16 protein-coding genes are annotated in these 19,631 nt (G+C 45.0%); 7 read left to right on the plus strand and 9 right to left on the minus strand.

Annotated elements, in window-relative coordinates:
- The first annotated feature begins 24 nt into the window (after window positions 1-24).
- Genes ppx through FTT86_RS09675 form a run of 5 tightly spaced genes read left to right on the plus strand, consistent with a single transcriptional unit; the run spans window position 25 to window position 5,144 of the window.
- Entirely contained in the window at window positions 25-1,545 is a 1,521-nt protein-coding gene (gene ppx, locus FTT86_RS09655) for an exopolyphosphatase (protein WP_180181088.1), read from the plus strand.
- A 30-nt stretch (window positions 1,546-1,575) separates the two neighbouring features.
- Window positions 1,576-2,400 carry an acetyl-CoA carboxylase carboxyltransferase subunit alpha gene (locus FTT86_RS09660; protein WP_004278263.1) on the plus strand — a complete coding sequence of 275 codons (825 nt, stop codon included), beginning with the start codon at window positions 1,576-1,578 and terminating at the stop codon, window positions 2,398-2,400.
- On the plus strand, window positions 2,337-3,713 hold the full coding sequence (gene tilS, locus FTT86_RS09665) for a tRNA lysidine(34) synthetase TilS (RefSeq protein WP_180087062.1): 1,377 nt from the start codon (window positions 2,337-2,339) through the stop codon (window positions 3,711-3,713). The genes FTT86_RS09660 and tilS overlap by 64 nt, the downstream gene beginning before the upstream one ends.
- 2 nt (window positions 3,714-3,715) lie before the next feature.
- Complete coding sequence (gene proC / locus FTT86_RS09670) at window positions 3,716-4,555, plus strand: pyrroline-5-carboxylate reductase (protein WP_004647533.1); 840 nt, start codon at window positions 3,716-3,718, stop codon at window positions 4,553-4,555.
- A 19-nt stretch (window positions 4,556-4,574) separates the two neighbouring features.
- Window positions 4,575-5,144, plus strand: a complete 570-nt coding sequence (locus tag FTT86_RS09675) for a YggT family protein (RefSeq protein ID WP_004278259.1) — start codon at window positions 4,575-4,577, stop codon at window positions 5,142-5,144.
- A gap of 361 nt (window positions 5,145-5,505) precedes the next feature.
- Here the strand turns inward: FTT86_RS09675 and polA are convergent, their stop codons facing one another.
- Window positions 5,506-8,268 carry a DNA polymerase I gene (polA, locus tag FTT86_RS09680; RefSeq protein ID WP_180181089.1) on the minus strand — a complete coding sequence of 921 codons (2,763 nt, stop codon included), beginning with the start codon at window positions 8,266-8,268 and terminating at the stop codon, window positions 5,506-5,508.
- A 161-nt stretch (window positions 8,269-8,429) separates the two neighbouring features.
- Here polA and FTT86_RS09685 point away from each other — a divergent pair, with 161 nt between their 5' ends.
- Window positions 8,430-11,138, plus strand: coding sequence for a DUF2339 domain-containing protein (locus FTT86_RS09685; RefSeq protein ID WP_180181090.1), 2,709 nt, complete (start codon window positions 8,430-8,432; stop codon window positions 11,136-11,138).
- A 46-nt stretch (window positions 11,139-11,184) separates the two neighbouring features.
- Here FTT86_RS09685 and FTT86_RS09690 read toward each other — a convergent pair whose 3' ends face one another.
- Complete coding sequence (locus FTT86_RS09690; protein ID WP_180087059.1) at window positions 11,185-12,108, minus strand: mechanosensitive ion channel family protein; 924 nt, start codon at window positions 12,106-12,108, stop codon at window positions 11,185-11,187.
- 9 nt (window positions 12,109-12,117) lie between these two features.
- Window positions 12,118-12,897 carry a hypothetical protein gene (locus FTT86_RS09695; RefSeq protein WP_086044916.1) on the minus strand — a complete coding sequence of 260 codons (780 nt, stop codon included), beginning with the start codon at window positions 12,895-12,897 and terminating at the stop codon, window positions 12,118-12,120.
- Between the two features lie 144 nt (window positions 12,898-13,041).
- On the opposite strand from FTT86_RS09695, the gene gspE reads away from it, so the two are divergent.
- Window positions 13,042-14,529 carry a type II secretion system ATPase GspE gene (gene gspE / locus FTT86_RS09700; RefSeq protein WP_180181091.1) on the plus strand — a complete coding sequence of 496 codons (1,488 nt, stop codon included), beginning with the start codon at window positions 13,042-13,044 and terminating at the stop codon, window positions 14,527-14,529.
- 50 nt (window positions 14,530-14,579) lie between these two features.
- On the opposite strand, the gene FTT86_RS09705 is transcribed toward gspE, so the two are convergent.
- The 6 genes from FTT86_RS09705 to FTT86_RS09730 form a co-directional block, all read right to left on the minus strand.
- The gene (locus tag FTT86_RS09705) at window positions 14,580-14,972 is read right to left on the minus strand and encodes a DUF4951 domain-containing protein (RefSeq protein WP_180087057.1); all 393 of its coding nucleotides are present in this window, start codon (window positions 14,970-14,972) and stop codon (window positions 14,580-14,582) included.
- A 187-nt stretch (window positions 14,973-15,159) separates the two neighbouring features.
- Window positions 15,160-15,585 carry an organic hydroperoxide resistance protein gene (locus FTT86_RS09710; protein WP_005246047.1) on the minus strand — a complete coding sequence of 142 codons (426 nt, stop codon included), beginning with the start codon at window positions 15,583-15,585 and terminating at the stop codon, window positions 15,160-15,162.
- 102 nt (window positions 15,586-15,687) lie between these two features.
- Window positions 15,688-16,515 (minus strand): carbon-nitrogen hydrolase family protein, encoded by an 828-nt coding sequence (locus FTT86_RS09715; protein ID WP_005250811.1) that lies wholly within the window; start codon window positions 16,513-16,515, stop codon window positions 15,688-15,690.
- Between the two features lie 20 nt (window positions 16,516-16,535).
- Window positions 16,536-17,054 carry an anti-anti-sigma factor GigB gene (gigB, locus tag FTT86_RS09720; protein WP_004647542.1) on the minus strand — a complete coding sequence of 173 codons (519 nt, stop codon included), beginning with the start codon at window positions 17,052-17,054 and terminating at the stop codon, window positions 16,536-16,538.
- Between the two features lie 112 nt (window positions 17,055-17,166).
- Window positions 17,167-18,135 (minus strand): RsbU family protein phosphatase GigA, encoded by a 969-nt coding sequence (gene gigA / locus FTT86_RS09725; RefSeq protein ID WP_004732911.1) that lies wholly within the window; start codon window positions 18,133-18,135, stop codon window positions 17,167-17,169.
- A gap of 103 nt (window positions 18,136-18,238) precedes the next feature.
- On the minus strand, window positions 18,239-19,138 hold the full coding sequence (locus FTT86_RS09730; protein ID WP_005250813.1) for a VacJ family lipoprotein: 900 nt from the start codon (window positions 19,136-19,138) through the stop codon (window positions 18,239-18,241).
- Between the last annotated feature and the right edge of the window lie 493 nt (window positions 19,139-19,631).

Here is a 19,631-nt window from a genome sequence, read left to right on the forward strand (position 1 = left end):
ATTCGTTAAAGGTTTATTTCTGGAATGTCTGACTTTTTGATTGATGAAGAATTACTTGCCGCCATCGATATGGGATCAAACAGCTTTCATTTGGCCATCGCCCGTGTAGACCATGGCGAAGTGAAGAAAGTGGCATCAATGTCAGAAAAAGTTCAGCTTGCCGCAGGACTAGACGAAAATAAGAATTTAACCGAAGCCGCCCAGCAACGCGGTTTGGCCTGTCTGGCCCGTTTTGTCGGACGTTTAGGCGCAGTTCAGCCAAACCGCTTGCGGATCGTGGCGACAAATGCTTTGCGTCAAGCCAAAAACGGCCATGAATTTATCCAGAAAGCTGCAGAAATTTTACCGAAACCGATCGAAATTATCGCCGGTCGTGAAGAAGCCCGTCTGATTTATCTGGGTGTATCGCATACCATGGCCAACAGCGGTCGTCGTCTGGTAGTTGATATCGGTGGCGGTTCAACTGAGCTGATTATCGGTGAAGAATTCGAGCCGATTTATACCGAATCGGTACAAATGGGCTGTGTAGCGTTTACCAAGGCCTATTTTCAGGATGGCGAAATCAGTGCCAAAGCCTTTGATAAAGCAGTTACTGCGGCACGTAAAGAAATTTCGGGAATTGCCAATACTTATAAAGAAGCCGGTTGGGATGCTGTCGTTGGCTCGAGTGGCACCATTAAAGCCTGCCGCCAGATTTGCGTCAATATGGGCTGGAGCAATGATCGCGAACAGTTGACGCGTGAAGGCCTGGAAAAGCTCAAAGATAAACTGCTTAAATATAAATATGTCTCGGACATGGAGTTCGAAGGTCTGAAAGATGATCGTCGTGCCGTCTTACCTGCTGGTATTGCCATTCTCTATGCAGTCTTTGATGTACTGGGAATTGACCATTTGGTCTATTCTGATGGTGCACTACGTGAAGGCGTGATGTATGACTTGCTTGGCCGTTTCAAGCATGAAGATATCCGTGATCGTTCCGTGCATGCCTTGATCGGCCGTTATAATGCCGATGCCAAACAGGCTGAACGTGTGGTTCAGACCGCACAAAAACTGTTTAATGACGTGGCCAGTGAACTCGGTTTGAGTGTTGAAGATAGTGACCTGTTACGTCGTGCCGCCTATCTGCATGAGATTGGTTTGGCCATCAGTCACAGTGGCTATCATCGTCATGGCGCATATTTATTACAACACTCGGATATTGCCGGTTTCTCGCAAGTTGATCAAAATCATTTGTCACATTTGGTCGCGCACCATCGGCGTAAATTGCGCGCTGATGCCAAGATTGATGTGATGAAAGTCGGTGGATCTAAACTTTTATGGTTATGTTTGCTGCTTCGTCTGTCGGTTTTGGTCAATCACAGTCGTAGCGATGAGATGCTTCCTGCCATTGAACTCAAGGTTGAAAATGCGCAACAATGGCAACTCAGCGTGTCTGGTGATGCCAAGCAATGGCCATTGCTGGTCGCTGAACTGCACGATGAACAGCAGCAATTTAAAAATTGGGAGATTGAACTCTCGATTCAATCCGAACAGTTTGTTAATTAATACCTTTATAGGGATGAAAACGGTTAACCTATGAAAAATAAAGCAACTCCATCAAAAGCATGGGCGACAGTGCAGATTGCACGTCATCCAGAACGTCCACAATTCCTGGACTATGTGGGTGAAATATTCACTGAATTTGATGCTTTACATGGTGACCGCCTATATGGTGATGATGGCGCGATGATCGGTGGTCTGGCTCGTTTCGATGGTCAACCGGTGATGATCGTTGGTCAGCATCGTGGTCGTAGCACCCGTGAAAAATTACAGCATAATTTTGGCATGAGTAACCCAGAAGGTTATCGTAAGGCACAGCGTCTGCTAGACATGGCAGAGCGTTTTAACCTGCCAGTCTTTACTTTTATTGATACTATGGGTGCTTATCCGGGTGTCGGTGCAGAAGAACGTGGTCAGGCTGAAGCGATTGCCACCAGTCTGGCTCAGCTTTCTAATTTGAAAGTACCTGTGATTGCAACTGTACTGGGTGAAGGCGGTTCAGGTGGTGCGCTGGGTATTGGGGTAGCAGATCGTGTGGTGATGCTCTCTCACAGTATTTATTCGGTGATTTCACCGGAAGGCTGTGCCTCAATTCTTTGGAAAACCGCTGAAAAAGCTGAACAGGCTAGTGAAGCCTTGGCTCTGACTGCAGAAAAATTGCAGAAAATGGGTATTGTAGAATATGTGGTGGATGAAGGTGAGGGTGCTCATTTAAATCCGGATCAGGTCATGAACAGCTTGAAAGCAGTGCTGAAAGAAGCTTTGAATGAACTGCAACCAATGGAAGCGCAAGCACGATGCGAAGCACGTTACCAACGTTTAATGAAGTTTGGCAGCGACAATTTAGGTCTGGTTTCTTAAAACAGCTGCAGGACTTTCCTGCAGAGACAAAATTTCTCATCGGATGCAGTGGCGGCGTAGATTCTATGCTGTTGCTGCATCTGATGTTTTTTTTATGCCCGGAAAAAGTCCGGGCGATTTATGTCGATCATCAGTTACAAGCACTCAGCGCAGATTGGGGTAAGTTCGTTGCACATCAATGTCAGCAATTGAATATTCCCTGCATCATTCAGCCAGTTCATGTCGCCAGTGGCAACCTGGAACAGCAAGCGCGCAATTCACGTTATCAGGCCTATCTGCAACATTTGCAAGCGGATGAAATGTTGGTGTTAGCGCATCATCAGCAGGATCAGGCGGAAACCCTGATGCTGCGTTTATTGTCTGGCGCCGGCGTTGACGGTTTGGCAGCCATGAAGCAGATCGATGGACGTGAAAATCTCACGATTTGGCGGCCATTGCTGGATATTTCCCGTGAGCAGATTTGCCAATGGGCATCAGACCTGAATATTGAGAATATTGAAGATCCGACCAATGCTGATACCCATTATGATCGGGCTTGGGCACGCCAGACGCTGTGGCCGATATTAAGCGAACGTTATCCTAAAATGCAGGCCGCCTTGGTGCGAACCAGTGAGTTAATGCAGGATGCTCAAGACATTTTACAAGAAGTGCTGCAACAGGATTTAGCGTCTTGTGGGACTGAAACGCAGCTCGATCTTGGTAAATTTCTACAGCTTTCAAAATCACGACAACGTCAATTACTCTCTGCCTGGATGAAAGGTAAACAACAGTATCGTCCATCCTTAGATATGGTGGAGCGTTTGCAACGCGAAGTGATTTATGCCAAACAAGATGCTCAGGCGGCATTGCATTGGCAAGGCTTTTACTATGTACGCTATCAGCAGCAATTATATCGTCTGACCGCAGAGACTTATTTAGCTGATCAGCAACAAGTTCAAACTAGCCCGAAAACTATAAAATTTGCTTTAAAAGACAGCGTACAGGTTTTGTCAGGGAAATTTATCATCGCGCCTGCACAGCTCGGTTTATCTCCTGCATTGTTGCAGCAAACTTTGCATTTGCAGCAGCGGCAGGGTGGCGAAAAAATTCATTTATATGGCCGTGTCGGTACCTGGCCACTGAAAAAAGCCATTCAGGAAGCGCAAATATTTCCCTGGGCTCGGCATACTATTCAAATATTAAGCACAGATAATGTTATGCTAGGCGTGTTTACCCCTAAAGGATTTTGGTTGGCCCAATCTGCATATTGTGAAGCAGGCGGATGGCTGCCGATTTCGGTTTTTTCAACTTTAGAACTCAACGATGAGCATTGAACATGAGTGCAGCTTTAAATTGTAATATCTGTTTTATTGGTGGCGGTAATATGGCCCAAGCCTTAATTGGCGGTCTGATTTCACGTGGTTTGCCAGCAACACGTATTACAGTTTCTGATCCGGTCGAAAAAGTCCGTGCTTTATTGGCGGAAAAAGAAATTAATGTGACCGGGGATAATAGTGCTGCAATTCAGGATGCAGATATCGTTGTATTGGCGGTAAAACCTCAGGTTTTGGCTCAAGTACTGCAACCTTTAAAAGGTCTGGTTAATAACAAACTGATTATTTCCATTGTTGCCGGTGCAGAAATTGCCACATTATCAGCATTGTTGGGGACAGAGCGTATTGTCCGGGTCATGCCGAATACACCTGCATTGGTACAGACCGGTGCACATGGTTTATATGCCAATGCATTTGTGGAAACCAGTGACCGTGAGCTGGCCAGTCAGGTTCTGGCGTCGACCGGGCTGACCATTTGGGTTGACTCAGAAGCACAAATTGATGCAGTCACTGCAGTCTCGGGTTCGGGACCTGCTTATTTTTTCTATATGATGGAAAGTATGATTCGTGCTGGCAAGAATTTAGGTCTGGATGAAAAAGTAGCCACAGCACTCACTTTGCAAACGGCTTTGGGGGCGGCACAAATGGCCATCACCAGTTCAAATACACCGGCTGAGCTACGTAAAAACGTCACCTCTCCAAATGGAACGACTCAGGCAGCACTAGAAGTGTTCGACCGTGCGCAAATTTCTCAAAATATTCAGGCGGCACTTGCCGCTGCACAAAAACGCAGTCAAGAACTGGCACAAGAGCTCAGTGAAAGCAGCAAATCTTCAGTTTAATTTTTAGGAACGTTCAAGTATGGGTGCAAATTCTGCGCTAATTTTTGGCATTATCATTAACGTCGCGATTTTGCTCGTATTCTTCCGATTTTTAATGCAACTGGCAGCGGTCAGTCCTTACAATCCTGTGGTTCTTTCTACCGTGAAAGCCACTAAAATTGTAGATGTATTTGGTCGAATTTTCCCAACCTTGGCCAAAGGCCGAGTCAGTACTGCTGCTTTGGCATTATTGGTCGTGCTTTATCTGCTTAAAATTTTTGGCATGATGTATCTGTCAGGGGGGATGCCGAATGGGCCTGTCCATCTGATTATTTTGACTTTTGTCACCATGATGCAGGATTTGATCCGTTTCTGTCGTTATTTGATTTTCGCTACCATTATTTTAAGCTGGGTGGTGATGTTTACCCAGTCTCGTTCGCCTTATATTGAAGTCGTGCAAGAGCTGGCTGAGCCTTTACTGGCACCTTTCCGCCGGATTATGCCAAATATGGGCATGATTGACCTTTCTCCAATCTTCGCCATTTTGACTTTAATTATTATCGAAATGATTATGAACCAGGTGGCGATTGTACTGCTTACTGGTCTTTAATTGGATCCAAATAAAAAGGACGCTGAGGCGTCCTTTTTATTTGCTCCTCCCTTTAGAAAAGGGAAGTTGGGAGGGATTTGTTAAACTTCCCAAACCGTGAACAAGTTTTAATCGAAGTACAAGAAGAAGATGGGATATTAACCTCTCCCTAACCCTCTCCTGGAAGGAGAGGGAACTTGGATACTCTGAACCAGTAATGCTGCTGATTTCCTAAAAATAGAAAAATATGCGTTCGAAACTTGATAGCAGAAAAGATTTTAATATCGCTGCCTGTAGATGAGGATTATAAATTAAAATCCCCTCCATCCCCTTGCGGAATATATTCCTCACCTCCTATAAGGAAGATGGGGTTAAAGGCGCATTAATGCGCTTCATCCCAGTTTTTGCCTTTACCCACTTCTACCACCAATGGTACAGAAATCTGCAATACCGATTGCATCACTTCAGCCAGTTTAGGTGCCAGTTCATCGGCAATGTCTTCATCGACTTCAAACACCAGTTCATCGTGAACTTGCAGCAGCATTTTGGCCTGATCTTTCGGCAACATCTTGTCGACTTCAATCATTGCCATTTTAATAATGTCTGCGGCCGAACCTTGTAGCGGGGCATTAATCGCAGCACGTTCTGCCGCTTTACGCACCATCATATTACGGGCATCGATATCTGGGGTATATAAACGGCGTCCGAGCAGGGTTTCAACAAAACCCTGTTCTAATGCGACCTGACGGGTACGTTGCATATAGTCATAAATGCCCGGATAACGGTGGAAATACTGCTTGATATAATCCTGTGATTCCTGACGGGTAAAACCTAACTGTCGGATCAGACCAAACTCGGACATACCGTAAAGTAGGCCGAAGTTGACGGCCTTGGCCTGGCGGCGCTGGTCATTGGTGACATCTTCCAAGGCAATGCCCAAAACTTCCGCAGCCGTACGGCGGTGTACATCCTGACCGTGAATAAAGGCATCTAGCAAGGCTTCATCCTGAGATAAATGAGCCATGAGACGCAATTCAATTTGTGAGTAATCGGCTGCCAGCAAAACACGACCTTCCGGTGCCACAAACGCCTTGCGGATTTGACGGCCAATTTCGGCACGAATCGGAATGTTCTGCAGGTTTGGATCAGTCGATGATAAACGGCCAGTTGCAGTCAATGCCTGATGATAACTGGTATGCACACGGTGGGTATCAGGATTGGCCTGTTTGCATAAGCCATCGGTATAGGTACTTTTCAGCTTGGACAAGCCACGATATTCTAGAATCAGCTGGGCAATCGGATGTTCAATTTTTTCCAGTACACTTTCACTGGTACTGTATTGTCCGGTGGTGGTTTTTTTACCGCCTTTTAGACCCAGCTTTTCAAATAACACTTCACCGACTTGTTTAGGTGAGCTGACATTAAAGCTTTCCCCTGCAATTTCCATAATCTGGTTTTCCAGATTTTGCATGGTGTTGGAGAATTCGCCCCCAAGCTGATCCAGAAAAGCCAGATCCAGTTCGATGCCGTTTTCTTCCATTTGTGTCAGTACACGTGCGACCGGAACTTCAATATTATGCAGAATATTCACCAGTTCAGGGTGTGCCTGCAATTTGCTGCTCAAGACTTCATAAAGGCGATAGGTGACATGTGCATCTTCTGCGGCATAATGTGCTGCAGTTTCAAGTGGAATCTGGTTGAAGGTCTTTTGTTTAGCACCTTTACCGGCCACTTGTTCATAAGTCGTGGTCAGATGACTCAAATACAGACGGGCCACATCATCCATGCCATGACGGGTCGCGACAGAATTCAGGACATAGGAAGCCAGCATGGTATCGAAATACCAGCCTGCCAGATGAATGCCATGATTTTCCAGTACATGTGCATCATATTTTAGATGATGACCAATTTTCTTTACAGACTCATCTTCCAGAATTGGTTTGATCTGCGCCAGAATTACTTCACGATTCAGCTGCTCCGGTGCGCCTTCATAATCATGTGCCAAGGGAACATAATAAGCATCCTGCGCATCGAAGGCGACCGAGAAACCGACAATCTGTGCAATACGATAATCCAAACTGGTGGTTTCGGTATCAAAGGCAAAACGTTTTTCGGTACTTAGGCGCTCAAACAGTATGTCCCAGTCCTGCTGGCTTAATACTGTGTGGTAGGTCGCTTGACCTAGCTGGTCATCACTGCTGGTTACAGACGCATGGTCTTCCAGAGGTTCTGGTGCTGTAACCGCTTTGGCGTTAATAGATTTTGCCGCCTGCTGGTAATTTGAATTATTCGGGTTGTTCGGGTGATCTAAGGACTGCAGCTGGTTACGGAATTCCAGCTCGGTGTACAAATGACGTAAGGTCTCGACATTCGGCTCACCCAGTTTTAAATCGTCATAACCAAAGTTAAGATCCAGATCGATGACAATACTGGCCAGTTGATGGTCCAGTGCAATGCCATCGACATGTTCTTTAATATTTTGACCGACTTTGCCTTTGATCTTGTCGACATTTTCTAAAATGCCGCCAATCGAGCCATATTCAGTGAGCAGTTTTGCTGCAGTTTTGGCACCTACACCTGGCACGCCCATGATGCCATCTGATGCATCGCCCATCAGGGTCAGATAGTCAATAATCTGATTCGGCCAGACGCCAAACTTTTCAAACACGCCGTCGACATCCAGCGGTTTTTCTTTAAAGCTGTCTTCCAGGGTAACTTTTTCGGTCACCAGTTGTGCCATATCTTTATCGCCCGTAGAGATCAGTACCTGATGTCCCATCGCCTCGGCACGTTTGGCCAGTGTTCCGATAATGTCATCGGCTTCGGCACCCGGTAAGGTATGTAGGGGAATGCCCAAAGCGCGGATCAAGGCATGCAGATAAGGAATCTGTTCGGATAATTCCGTTGGCATGCTGGGACGATCACCTTTATAAATCGGTGACAGCTCATGCCGGAAGGTCGGTTCTGGGGTATCAAAAATTACCGCCATATGGGTCGGTTGGGTCCGGCGCATCAGTTTTTGAATAGCAGAAATCGCACCACGAATTGCATTGGTATGTAAACCGGTTGACGTGGTTAATGGTGGCAGTGCGTGAAAGGCACGAAATAAAAAGTAAGAGCCATCGACCAAGACAAATGGTGGCATGTAATCAATTCCTTATTCAAAATACAGCGCTATTGTACGTGATTTTTACCGCGCTCGCTGAGGCGAGTCTGAGTTTACAGCTTAGCGAATATCGGCTGAAGATGAAATAAGCAGCACAAGCTGTTGTATGATGGAAGGATTCAGGAAAGAGAAATATAAGAATGGCTGTAGGACGGAATGAGTTGCGCATGATCTGGCTGATTACCCTGCTGATAGCCGGGATCAGCGCCTGGTATCTGGGTTATCAGATTGTAACTTATCTGTGTGGTTTGGGGTTTATCTTTAGCGTGATGCAATATGTCACTGCGGTAGAAGCACCGATGAATCAATTGGCCGGACAGCAGCAGATGTCCTTGGAGCGCAATTCTAAAGTTCCTTTATATATCTCATCAATTACTGCCATTGTCGGCGGGTTGGCTGAACTGGACTGGTTGATGGGAATCGGGATTACGGCCTGGGTATTCTTTTTGCTCAGGTGGCTGCAACGTCTGGAAGGACGTTTGATACAGTTGCAATCACAATCTCATTCTGCCGATCCCTTACAGCGATCACCAGATCGATCCGATTCTGTTCCATTCGTGAAAACTGAGTCTGCCCAAGAGGTAAACGACACTCCTCATCTGGTAGATCAACTGCAGCGCTGGCTTTTCCAGGGGAATCCAGTCTTAAAAGTCGCGATTAGTATTTTGGTGATTGGGATTATTTTACTGCTGCGTTTTGCCACTGAGCACTGGCAACTCAGTCTGGCTGCAAAATTGGGCCTAGTTGCACTGGCAAGTGGGTGTATAGCAGGTCTGGGTTATCGCCTGGTGCAGAAAAATCGGAGTTTTGCTCTGGCACTGGAAGGACTGGGTTTAGGGAGTCTGTTCCTGACCTTATTTTTTGCCTATTACAATCTGGTGATTCCCACGTTACCGTTGGCAACATTGCTATTTCTCATTATTCTGGCCATCACTCTATATTTAAGCCTGAAACAGGAAAGCATCGAACTGGCTTTGATGGCTTTGCTGATTGCTTATCTGGCGCCGTTTACCTTACCGACCCGCGATGCTTCTGCCGTTGAGCTGATTAGCTATTATTTGCTGATCAATATCGGGGTGGCAGTGCTGAGCAGTTTCCGGCCATGGAAGATTCTCAATCAAATTGCCTTTTTAGTGACTGCGGTCGTTGGCGGGATATATAGCCTGATTCATGGTTATACATATGAGCGTTATGCCATGACTGCGTTGATTCTGGCACATAGTGCGCTGTTTATCTGGCTAGGTTTCCGCTTTAGCCAGTTGCTGGTACGACAGGATCTCTCACGTTTTCAGTTAAAACCGGTATTGGACTTAGCGCTGATTTTTGCTGCACCGATCACGGCATATATTTTTCTGTATCTGATTCATTTTAATCAGCCCAATCAAAAACTCTGGCAAGCTGGATTAAGCCTGTTCTTTGCACTGGTCTTTGCCGCTTGCTGGACACTGCTGCGCCGTAAACAAACTATCCTGCTCATTTCGCAGAGCTATCTGAGCCTGATGCTGATTTTTCTCGCCTTGGTGCCCCCGATCTTATTGACAGAACAATGGAGTGTGATTGGCTGGGCAGTTGAAGGTGTGCTGATTTATTTATGGGCCTTGGAAAAAAATGTCCGGGTAGCACACTATCTGAGCATGGGCTTATTGCTGATGGCCGGATTCAGCAGCCTGTATTATCTGGTCGAGATTAATCCAACACCGCGAATAATTTTCTGGATTTTGAGTCTGTGCTATGTGGCAGTCGTGGTCATCAGTCAGCTTAAAAAGCAGTACCAGCAGCAGATGGATAGTCTGAGTATCAGTTTTTTAAGCAGCGTGAGTGTCGCGGCCAGTCTGATGCTATTTGCCTTGCTGGAAGATGAATTTCCGAGTCAGCATACCTATGTACTGAGTTTATTTATCATCACACTGGGTTATATGCTGTTGAATGAAATGATCCTGCGCAAAAATCAGGAATGGTCTTGGTTACTGCCGAAGTGGAGTGGCATCTCGCCCTTGCTGGTCATTGCGGTGATTCTGACTCTGGATCGCAGTCAAAATGCGGTGATTGTCTGGAATAGTGCTCTGGAAAGGGGAGTTTTTGCCCTTTCAGCGATATTGTTGGCCATTCTGTGGCTTAGACCGCTGGCTGGCTTGCAGCTCTCCAAGGAATGGGTGAGTTTTGGTGTTTTTAGCAGTCTGGCTTTGGCAAGTGTGTGCCTGATCTCAAATATGCCCTATCTGAGCATGGTGATTTTGCCTTTATTCTTCTGCCTGTGGTGCTATCGGCAGGATCCGCAGTCAGACTGGCAGCAGCTTTGGCAAACCAAGAGCTGTTTATTGCTGATGGGAAGCTGGCTGGTTTGTTCACAGTTATTTAGTCAGCAAGCCTTTCAGTATTACTGGCTGCCAATTCTGAATCCTTTTGACCTGATCAGTATCGCCATGTTTGCCAGTTTTATCTGGATGCTGTTACAGCAAATTAAGGTGGGACGTGATAAAGGCATGATGGCGGTTTTAATGGTACTAAGCCTGTTATGGCTATCCAGTTATATTATTTTAAGAGCTTTACATGTGTACCTGCAGACACCGTTTAATGAGCTGGCATTATGGAACAATGCAACAGTTCAGCTCAGTCTGACCATACTTTGGGTATTGCTGGCCTGGATTACCATGTGGACAGCAACGCTCAAAAAACTGAAACCGATGTGGATTTTAGGCGGCAGTATTCTGGTGATTGTGACCTTGAAGCTCGTACTATTTGACCTGTCACATATTGGCACCCTGACCCGGGTGATTTCATTCCTGCTGGCGGGCGGGGTGATGCTGCTGATTGCTTATATTGCACCGATGCCGGAGAAGGAGCATTGAATCCTTTCCCTAATCCTCTCCTTTAAAAGGAGAAGGAATCTAAGGGTTATTTCAGATCAGGCTCTCTTTTGAGGGCCTTTTCATTGGCATATTGATCGATTTCTTCATTTTCTACAGGACGGTAAAGTGGATGATCGACAAAGCCTATTTTTGGCACCGGAATTTCAATCTGGTTATCGACAAAGCCGTTGCGAATTCGTTCCTGCATTTCATCACGTACTTTCAGGTAGTTTTCCTGTTGGCACCACACTGCAAACAGCAGTTCAATCGAAGATTCACGGAAAGCAGTAACGGTGACTGCCGGTTTCGGGTCGGCCAGAACCAGTGGATACTTGTTAGCAACATCCAGCAGAACTTCGCGCACCTTGATAATATCTTCATGGAAATTGATCGCCAACGTAATCGGAATCCGCCGTATCGGAAATTTTGACAGGTTCTGCACTGGCGCCCGAATCAGCTGTTCATTTGGCAACCGTACATAAATATTATCTTGGGTCAAAAGTTTAACCGAGAGCAGGTCAATCGAAATCACTTCACCTTCAATGGTATGCCCACGAATCAAGGTAATCTGGATGGTATCACCGACTTCAAAAGAACCTTCACCAATCAGGAACAGACCACTGATCAGGTTGGATGCTGAGGTTTGCGAAGCAAAACCCAGTGCGACCGTTAAAATCCCTGCAGCGCCAAGGAAGACACTGAGTTTAAAACCGGCTTCTTTCAGGCTGGCCATCACAAACAGCAGGAAGATAAAATAGAAAATCCCACGGCGCCAGACCAGTTTTTGATGGGCATTAAAACGGACACCAATGGTGCGAATAAAGGTATTGGAAATAAAGCGCGCAATTAGGAAACCAATAAAGCACAACACCACCGCCACCAGAACTTCGGTCAAACGGTCGGTATTGATATTGGTAAATACTCCCTTCAGGCTGTTGGTGACTTCGGTCGGAATATTTGAACTTGGCATCAGACGCCCTTAGAAAAATGAATCAAACATATTAAATAACGCACCTGCCGGATCACGCGGTGGATGCAGATAGGCGACTTCACCAGCATTTGGTGGCGTGCGGTTTTCCACCCGGATCCGCGGCGGACGATCCGAACTTTCATGCAAAACGCGGATTTGTGAGGTCCATAAGCGGCCGGTACTTTCACTGTAAAAAAGCGGCAGGGCAGGCACTGGCACATTCATTCGGTCAAAGCGCAATTGCTGGTTGCTGGTATTGTGAAATTCAATTGGTGTGACTGCACGAAAGGCTCGCGGATGTAACTGTTTCAGTTCGGTTCTGCCATCGACTGCGGTGGCATAACAGATTTCCCCCGAACGGTGATTGGGTCCAAACCAGGTGTCTTTTGGCAAGATTACCGGCAAATCGAAAATCGGTTCGCGCTGCCCCTCGACAAAACCGGCAATCCATAAGGGCGTGCTGATATAAAGCGTACCGCGCTGTCCGGCAGGAATATAAATCGGATCGACTGGTTTAATCACCACAGAACGGTCTGCAAGGCGTGGCATCAGTTGCAATTTGTTTTGCGTGGATTTGAACATATAGCGTTCAATTTTCACAGGTGGGGGAAAGGCAAAATTCGGATCATCAATCTGATGCCATTGCTGTTCATAATCGTATTGCACAGAAGGGCGGAAATATTCCAGTCGCCATTCCTGAATCCCTCGGGTCAGCCGAAACAGCAAGGAGCCAAACTGCCAGGCTTTAGACTGATTTATTTCAAAATTCTGTTCTCCCCACCAGCGCATTTTCGCTGTATTCGGGATTAATTCATCTTTATCTCGCGGCAATCTTGGCACCCTTTCTTGCTAAATCTTTGAAAACATACTTCACGCTGTCATATGCTTAGAGTACACTCAATTTAAATTTTTTCATCATTATTATAATCCGCGATGCAAGTACTTAAACAATTACAAATCCCATATAGCTTCGCCAAGCGCCATGGTGTGCTGTTGCGTTATGAGGGAGATCAGGCCTTTATTCTGCGTCGTGACAATACCTCGATGCTTGCATTGCAGGAAGCTCGCCGTCTGCTCGGTTATCCGGCTCATTTTCAACTCTGTAGCGAACAGGAATTTAACCAGTTACTCAGTTCCAGTTTTGCCGGCGATAGCGGCGAATCGCAACAGGTCGCTGCCGGTCTGGAAGATCATCCGGATTTACTCAGCCTGGCTGATTCCGTACCTGAAGCTGAAGACCTGATGGATCAGGAAGATGATGCGCCGATTGTGCGGCTGATCAATGCATTGCTCTCAGAGGCGATTCGTGTCGGGGCTTCCGATATTCATATTGAATCTTTTGAGAAAAAACTGTCGGTGCGTTTACGGGTCGATGGCCAGTTACGCGAAATTGTCCAGCCACGTCGTGAACTGGCACCGCTTCTGGTTTCACGGATTAAAGTCATGGCCAAACTGGATATTGCCGAAAAGCGTATTCCTCAAGATGGCCGTATTTCATTACGCTTGGCCGGACGTGAAGTCGATGTCCGTGTATCCACCTTGCCATCTTCTTATGGGGAGCGGGTGGTGATGCGTTTGCTGGACAAGCAGGCCGGTCGTTTGAACATGACCCATTTGGGCTTAATGAATAATGACTATGATCGACTCAAGACCTTAGTACATCGCCCGCACGGGATTATTCTGGTAACCGGCCCGACCGGTTCGGGTAAAACCACCACTTTATATGCGGCACTTTCTGATCTGAATGATGGTTCCAAAAATATCCTCACGGCTGAAGATCCGATTGAATATCAGCTGGAAGGCATTGGACAAACGCAGGTCAATACCAAAGTGGATATGACTTTTGCCCGTGCGTTAAAAGCCATGTTGCGTCAGGACCCGGATGTGGTCATGGTTGGTGAGATTCGTGATCTGGAAACCGCAGAAATTGCGGTGCAGGCATCCCTGACAGGACATCTGGTGTTATCCACCTTACACACCAATACCGCGATTGGTGCGGTTACGCGCCTGAAAGATATGGGAATTGAACCATTTCTGCTGTCCAGTTCTTTAATCGGGGTAATTGCCCAACGTCTGGTGCGTACCTTGTGTCCACATTGCGCGACCTGGCATGAAGCAGATGCTTTCGAGAAGAATCTATTTGGCAATATTGAGCATCCCCAAGATTTAAAATTATCGCAACCTCAAGGCTGTGAACGTTGTGGCAATACTGGCTTTAGTGGCCGTACTGCAATTTATGAAATTGTCCCAGTCGATGATCATATGCGCCGTTTGATTCATGGCAATACGGCTGAATATGAAATCGAAAGCTATGTACGTCAGCAGTCAGGTTCCATTCGTGATGATGGTCTGCGTAAAGTATTGGCCGGAAAAACCACGATTGAAGAAGTATTGCGAGTAACCAACGAAGCGACAGAATAATCTTTTAATCTATTACTTTCATTATAAGGATCATTAGGACTTTTGAATATTTACCAGAGACTGACGATTTTTTTCATGAGTTGTGCACGAAAAGGTGCAGTCGGATTGCCCGGATTGCGCAAAGTTTCATTTTCATAAAATGTCTGCCAGGCTTTTGCCATCGCTAAACTCAGTCCTGCCTGTTTCATTGTTTTAACATCTGCTCGATTGATATTAAGAAAACGAGCTTCGGCATCTTTGGGGCCAGCTCCCCAACCAATAATCCCTTTACCAAATTCAGGCAGAATCATATTGTTGGGTGTTGCAGGAATGGGCAGGCGTTCAATTTCAGTATTGAGCAGAGATTTTATTTTCGGACGGATTTTTTCTGAGAGATAAAGATCTGCAAAAGAGGTTGTAGCAGTGAGGAGCAGGAGAGAATTCAGAAGAACTAGTTTTAACATCAATATAAATCGAATAAATGTAAATAAGAATCATTATATATAATTTCTTAAGTTTTTGCTGTTGTTTTCAATTGGGGGAAAGAAAAGTAGCTTTTGAGGAAAGATGAAGCGGGTAAATTTTGAAATTTATAATTGAAGTCTAGCTATCCTGAAGCTATTTTTTCAGGATAGCAGGTAAATCAAAATCTTAAGTAATCACATTTAAGTTCACATCAATATTATTGCGGGTCGCATTCGAGTAGGGGCAGACGATATGCGCAGCATCGACCAGTTTTTGTGCTTCTTCCTGATCCATGCCTTCAAGATGGATATTTAAGGTCACTTCGATTCCAAACCCGGTAGGAATCGGACCAATCCCAACATCACCTTCAATATAGGCATCTTTGCTGATATTGAGCTTGTCTCGATTGGCGACAAATTTCATAGCACCCAAGAAACAGGCGGAATAACCTGCGGCAAAGAGCTGTTCAGGATTGGTTCCACCGCCTGGTCCCCCCATTTCTTTAGGTACGGCCAATTGAACGTCCAGAATCTGATCGTCAGAAATGGCGCGGCCATCACGGCCCCCTGTGGCTTTGGCATGTGCGGTATAGACGGCTTTTTCTAATGACATGAGTTAAATCCCTGTTTATTTTTCGTAGAGCTTCTATGCTCGGTGATTTCACCTGAAGAATAAGCAGGGATTTTGTTATTTTATGCAAGCAAATGAAACGATTCAGGAAAGTTGAAGAAGTCTACGGTGTTGCATTAAAGGCATGGATTCACGCACTTTTTGCTGTTCATTTAAATCAAAGTCGACGGTGATGAGTTGAGCACCTTCTGCATGGATCATATTAAGAAGTTGTCCACGACTATTGGTGGCGGCTGCATGTCCCCAAGTCTGGCGTTTTTCTCCATGCCAGCCTTGTTGAGCTGCACCAAGCACCGAGCATTGGCTATCTAGAGCACGTGTTTGCAGAAGGAGCTGCCAGTGCATTTCACCTGTGGTATAAGTAAAAGCAGAAGGTGCGGTCAAGAGGTTTGCACCTTTAGCCCGCAGGTTTAACGCCAGTTCCGGAAAGCGCAGGTCGTAACAGACCATTAAACCAATATTACCAAAAGGGGTTTTGGCTACGACAACATCTGTGCCGGGTTCAAAGAATTTGGATTCCTGATAACCGCCTACAGCATCACCGACTTGCACATCAAACAGGTGAATTTTGTCATAACGCGCTTCGGTCCGTTCCGGACTGATACACAGGCTAACGGTACGCACCCGGCCATCCTCAATGATTGAACCATCCGGACGATAAGGGCAGGGTAATGTACCGGCAACGATCCAAGTGTCATATTGATGGGCAAGTTGTTCCAGACGCTGCTGAATCGCTTCAAATTGTGCAGCAGTTTCACGCTGTTTACCTGCTGCAAAACAGACAAAGTTTTCCGGGAAAACAATCAGTTCAGCCCCGTTGGCCTTACTTTGTTGAATTAAAGATTCAATCTCCACGAAATTGGCATCAATTTCATTTTGAGAATTCATTTGTACAACAGAAAGTAAAGTCATAGGGTCCTCTTATAAGATGGTTATACCTTTTGCTCGGAAATTTTATCTAAATTGTCTTGCTCTTTCTGTAGCTGTTTGACTAAAGGTTCAAACATGTTCTGATTGCTTTGATTCAGTTTCATCAAGGTTTTATGCGCATCCAGAACCGTATTCAGCATATTTTGATGCGTGACATGTTCTTCCATCAGCGCACGTGTGCAGACATTTGGATCACCACAATAATTCAGAATCACAAACACTTGGCTCAATCCCATACTGTTGGCCAAAGTGGTAATGTCAGAATTGGTAGAAAGCATGACAGCCTGAATATTGTGTACTTGCTTGAGTTTGAGTCCTAGTTTCGCTAAAACACCCAGTACGGTACTGTCAATGAAACTGGTTTCGGTGAGATCAACGATAGCGCCAACTACGTTGTCTTGCTGTTCAATTTTGTTCAGTAATTTGTCTAGACTAATACAAGATTGGGCACGCACTTCGCCGATAAGCTTAAAAATATGCGTTCCATTCAGACTTGCATATTCAACATGACCTGTTGACATATAAATGCCATTTGCAGAGAAGGATATTAAATTATCCCATAGGGTGTATTGATACTCAAGTGGCTGAAAGTAGTAATCAAATTAAGTGCTTATAAAGCCTGTAAATATACTGCTAATTTACGCGGATAAAGCTTAAAAAGGCGATATCGTCAGCCACATGTTCCGGAGCCTGAAAAGATTGATTCTGTAAATGGTGTAATAATTGCGAGAATTGTTCATTTAAACCACCATCAAAAGGTTCCAGTGCGCCATCCGAACAGATAATAAAGCGCGCATTGCGACTTAATACCCATTCATTTTCCTCAACTTCAAGATCTTCGGTTAAGCCCAAAGGGAAACTGCTGGAAGAGAGGATTTTAGGTTCTTGATTGGGTTCAAATATAATCGGTGGAGGATAATGTCCAGCGCTGGACCATTTTAATACATGGGTTTCCAGATTAAGAATCCCGGCAATCATGGTGATGTGCTTTTCAATATTTTCCTGCATCAGCATACCGTTCAGCTTCTTGATCAGCTCGCGCGGCGTCTTGGAGCGACCATGGAAAGCTGCCATCCAGGACGTGAGCAAACTACTGGTAACGCCATGTCCGGATACATCGGCCAAATAGAAAATCACTTCTTTGTCGCTGATTTTCCAATAATCATACCAATCCCCTGAAAGATAGGCTGAAGGCTGAAAATAGGTTTCGACCTCGTAATTGGTCAGTTCAATCGGATTCGGTAACAATTTTTTTTGTAGTTCTGCAGCAGAAGGCAGGTCACGGCTATCCTGGTTACGCTTATATTGTGCATCAATTTTTTGTAATGCCAGATCTGGATTCTCGGGAAGCTTGTTCCAGATCCAGCCGGCTAAAGCACCTTGTTCCCAGGCCTGAGCCAAAGCAGTACCTTCATTTTCTAAGGCCAGTACAATCGTAGGCAGATTCCACTTATATTTCAGATAATCATGTACATCTGCAATCGCAATAATCGTAGAGTCATACAGTTCATGATCATCCAGATAGATCATCTGAACATGAGGAAGCGTATCAAGTACTTGATCTAAGTAAGGAATATCACGAGTCGGTTGAATGAAATACATAAAAAAGTGATTCAATCCCAGGATTGGCTATAAGATGTACTATAACAAGCAAAGTATTGCTAGCGAACAGATTTTCACTAGCAATCATACATGAAGCTTAAACTTAAAGATCTTCGTTTGAAGATTCAATGTTGCTATCACTAGAAGGTGCATCATCAGAATTGTCATCTTCAAAATCATCTTCTAGGAACAGTGTATCTTGTTCTGTGCCTTTCTTTTCTGCAATTGCATAATTGGTACGTTGTAAATAAATATCGCGAATCTGCGCATAGCGATCGCCAGTCAGCACTCCTTCAACGTCCAGTATTTCTGAACGGGTATCGATGGCACGCCAAAACTGATCAGTCCAGTAAAGTCCATCTTCATCTTCGAGAATGTATTTTTGTGGACGAGCTTGACTATCTACAGCAGTACCGATTACGCCACGGACAGAACTTGGACCTAAAAATGGCAACATGATATAAGGGCCAGAAGGCACGCCATAATACCCTAAAGTAATTCCAAATTTTTCCTCTTCATGGCTCAAGCCAAGGCGACGCGCTGGATCAGCCAGTCCTAAAGTTGTTAAGGTGTTAATGGTAAAACGACCTAGGGATTTAGCAGCGCGGGCAGGACGACCTTGAATCAGCTGATTCACCACATTCCAAGGTTCACCTAGGTTACTGCGGAACTGGGTATAGCTGCCACGAACATCTTGAGGAACTTTTTCCACATATTGTACGGCTATGGGACGTACCACGGTGCGGTCAATCGCATCATTAAACTGATAGATCTTTCTATTTAACGGCTGAAAAGGATCTTTAACTTCCTCAGCCTGTGCTGCACTGGCATCAACTTTCAGTTGCGTTTGTAATTGTTGCGCTTTGGTTGATATCTTTGTTCTAAGCGGCGTTTTTGCAGGCTCGTTTTCCAGATTTTCCACACCGGTGGCCACCTCAGCGAAAACATGTGCGCTTGAAGCTAAAGAAATTAAGCATATAGATAAGTAAATAGAACGATGCATAAGGTAACCTGAGGCCTTTTCTGTGTAAGTAGCACTACTTATTAGTATGAAAATAATAAACGTTATATTCACGAATAGACATCATTTAAGCAAATTTGTATAAAAAATGAATGAAAACACACGAAAAGCTTAAAAAATATACATACAAAATGATTTTCTTGAAAAAGGTGTTGCAAGCCTTCTGAAATACTGTAGAATGCACATCCATCGGCGGTGATGAAGATTAAAACTTCTGATAAAACAGTGACTTAGTTAAGTTTAATTGAGTTGGGTTTTATTTGATAAGTTTAAAAATAGTTTTCATTACTGGTTGACTTTCTAGAGATAGAGAGTAATATAGCCGACCTAGCTTGCTGGTGACGAATTAGCAAGAAGATCATTAAGAGATTATGAAGAACAACTTGTGTGGATTTTTACTGGTTGATTGATCGAAATTATTTTCATTGATTGATGGTAGAAATTACTCGAAGTTTATTTGAGAAATATTTGTCAG

The sequence above is a fragment of the Acinetobacter sp. YH01021 genome, from assembly GCF_013420255.1.
In the GTDB taxonomy this organism is placed as follows: domain Bacteria; phylum Pseudomonadota; class Gammaproteobacteria; order Pseudomonadales; family Moraxellaceae; genus Acinetobacter.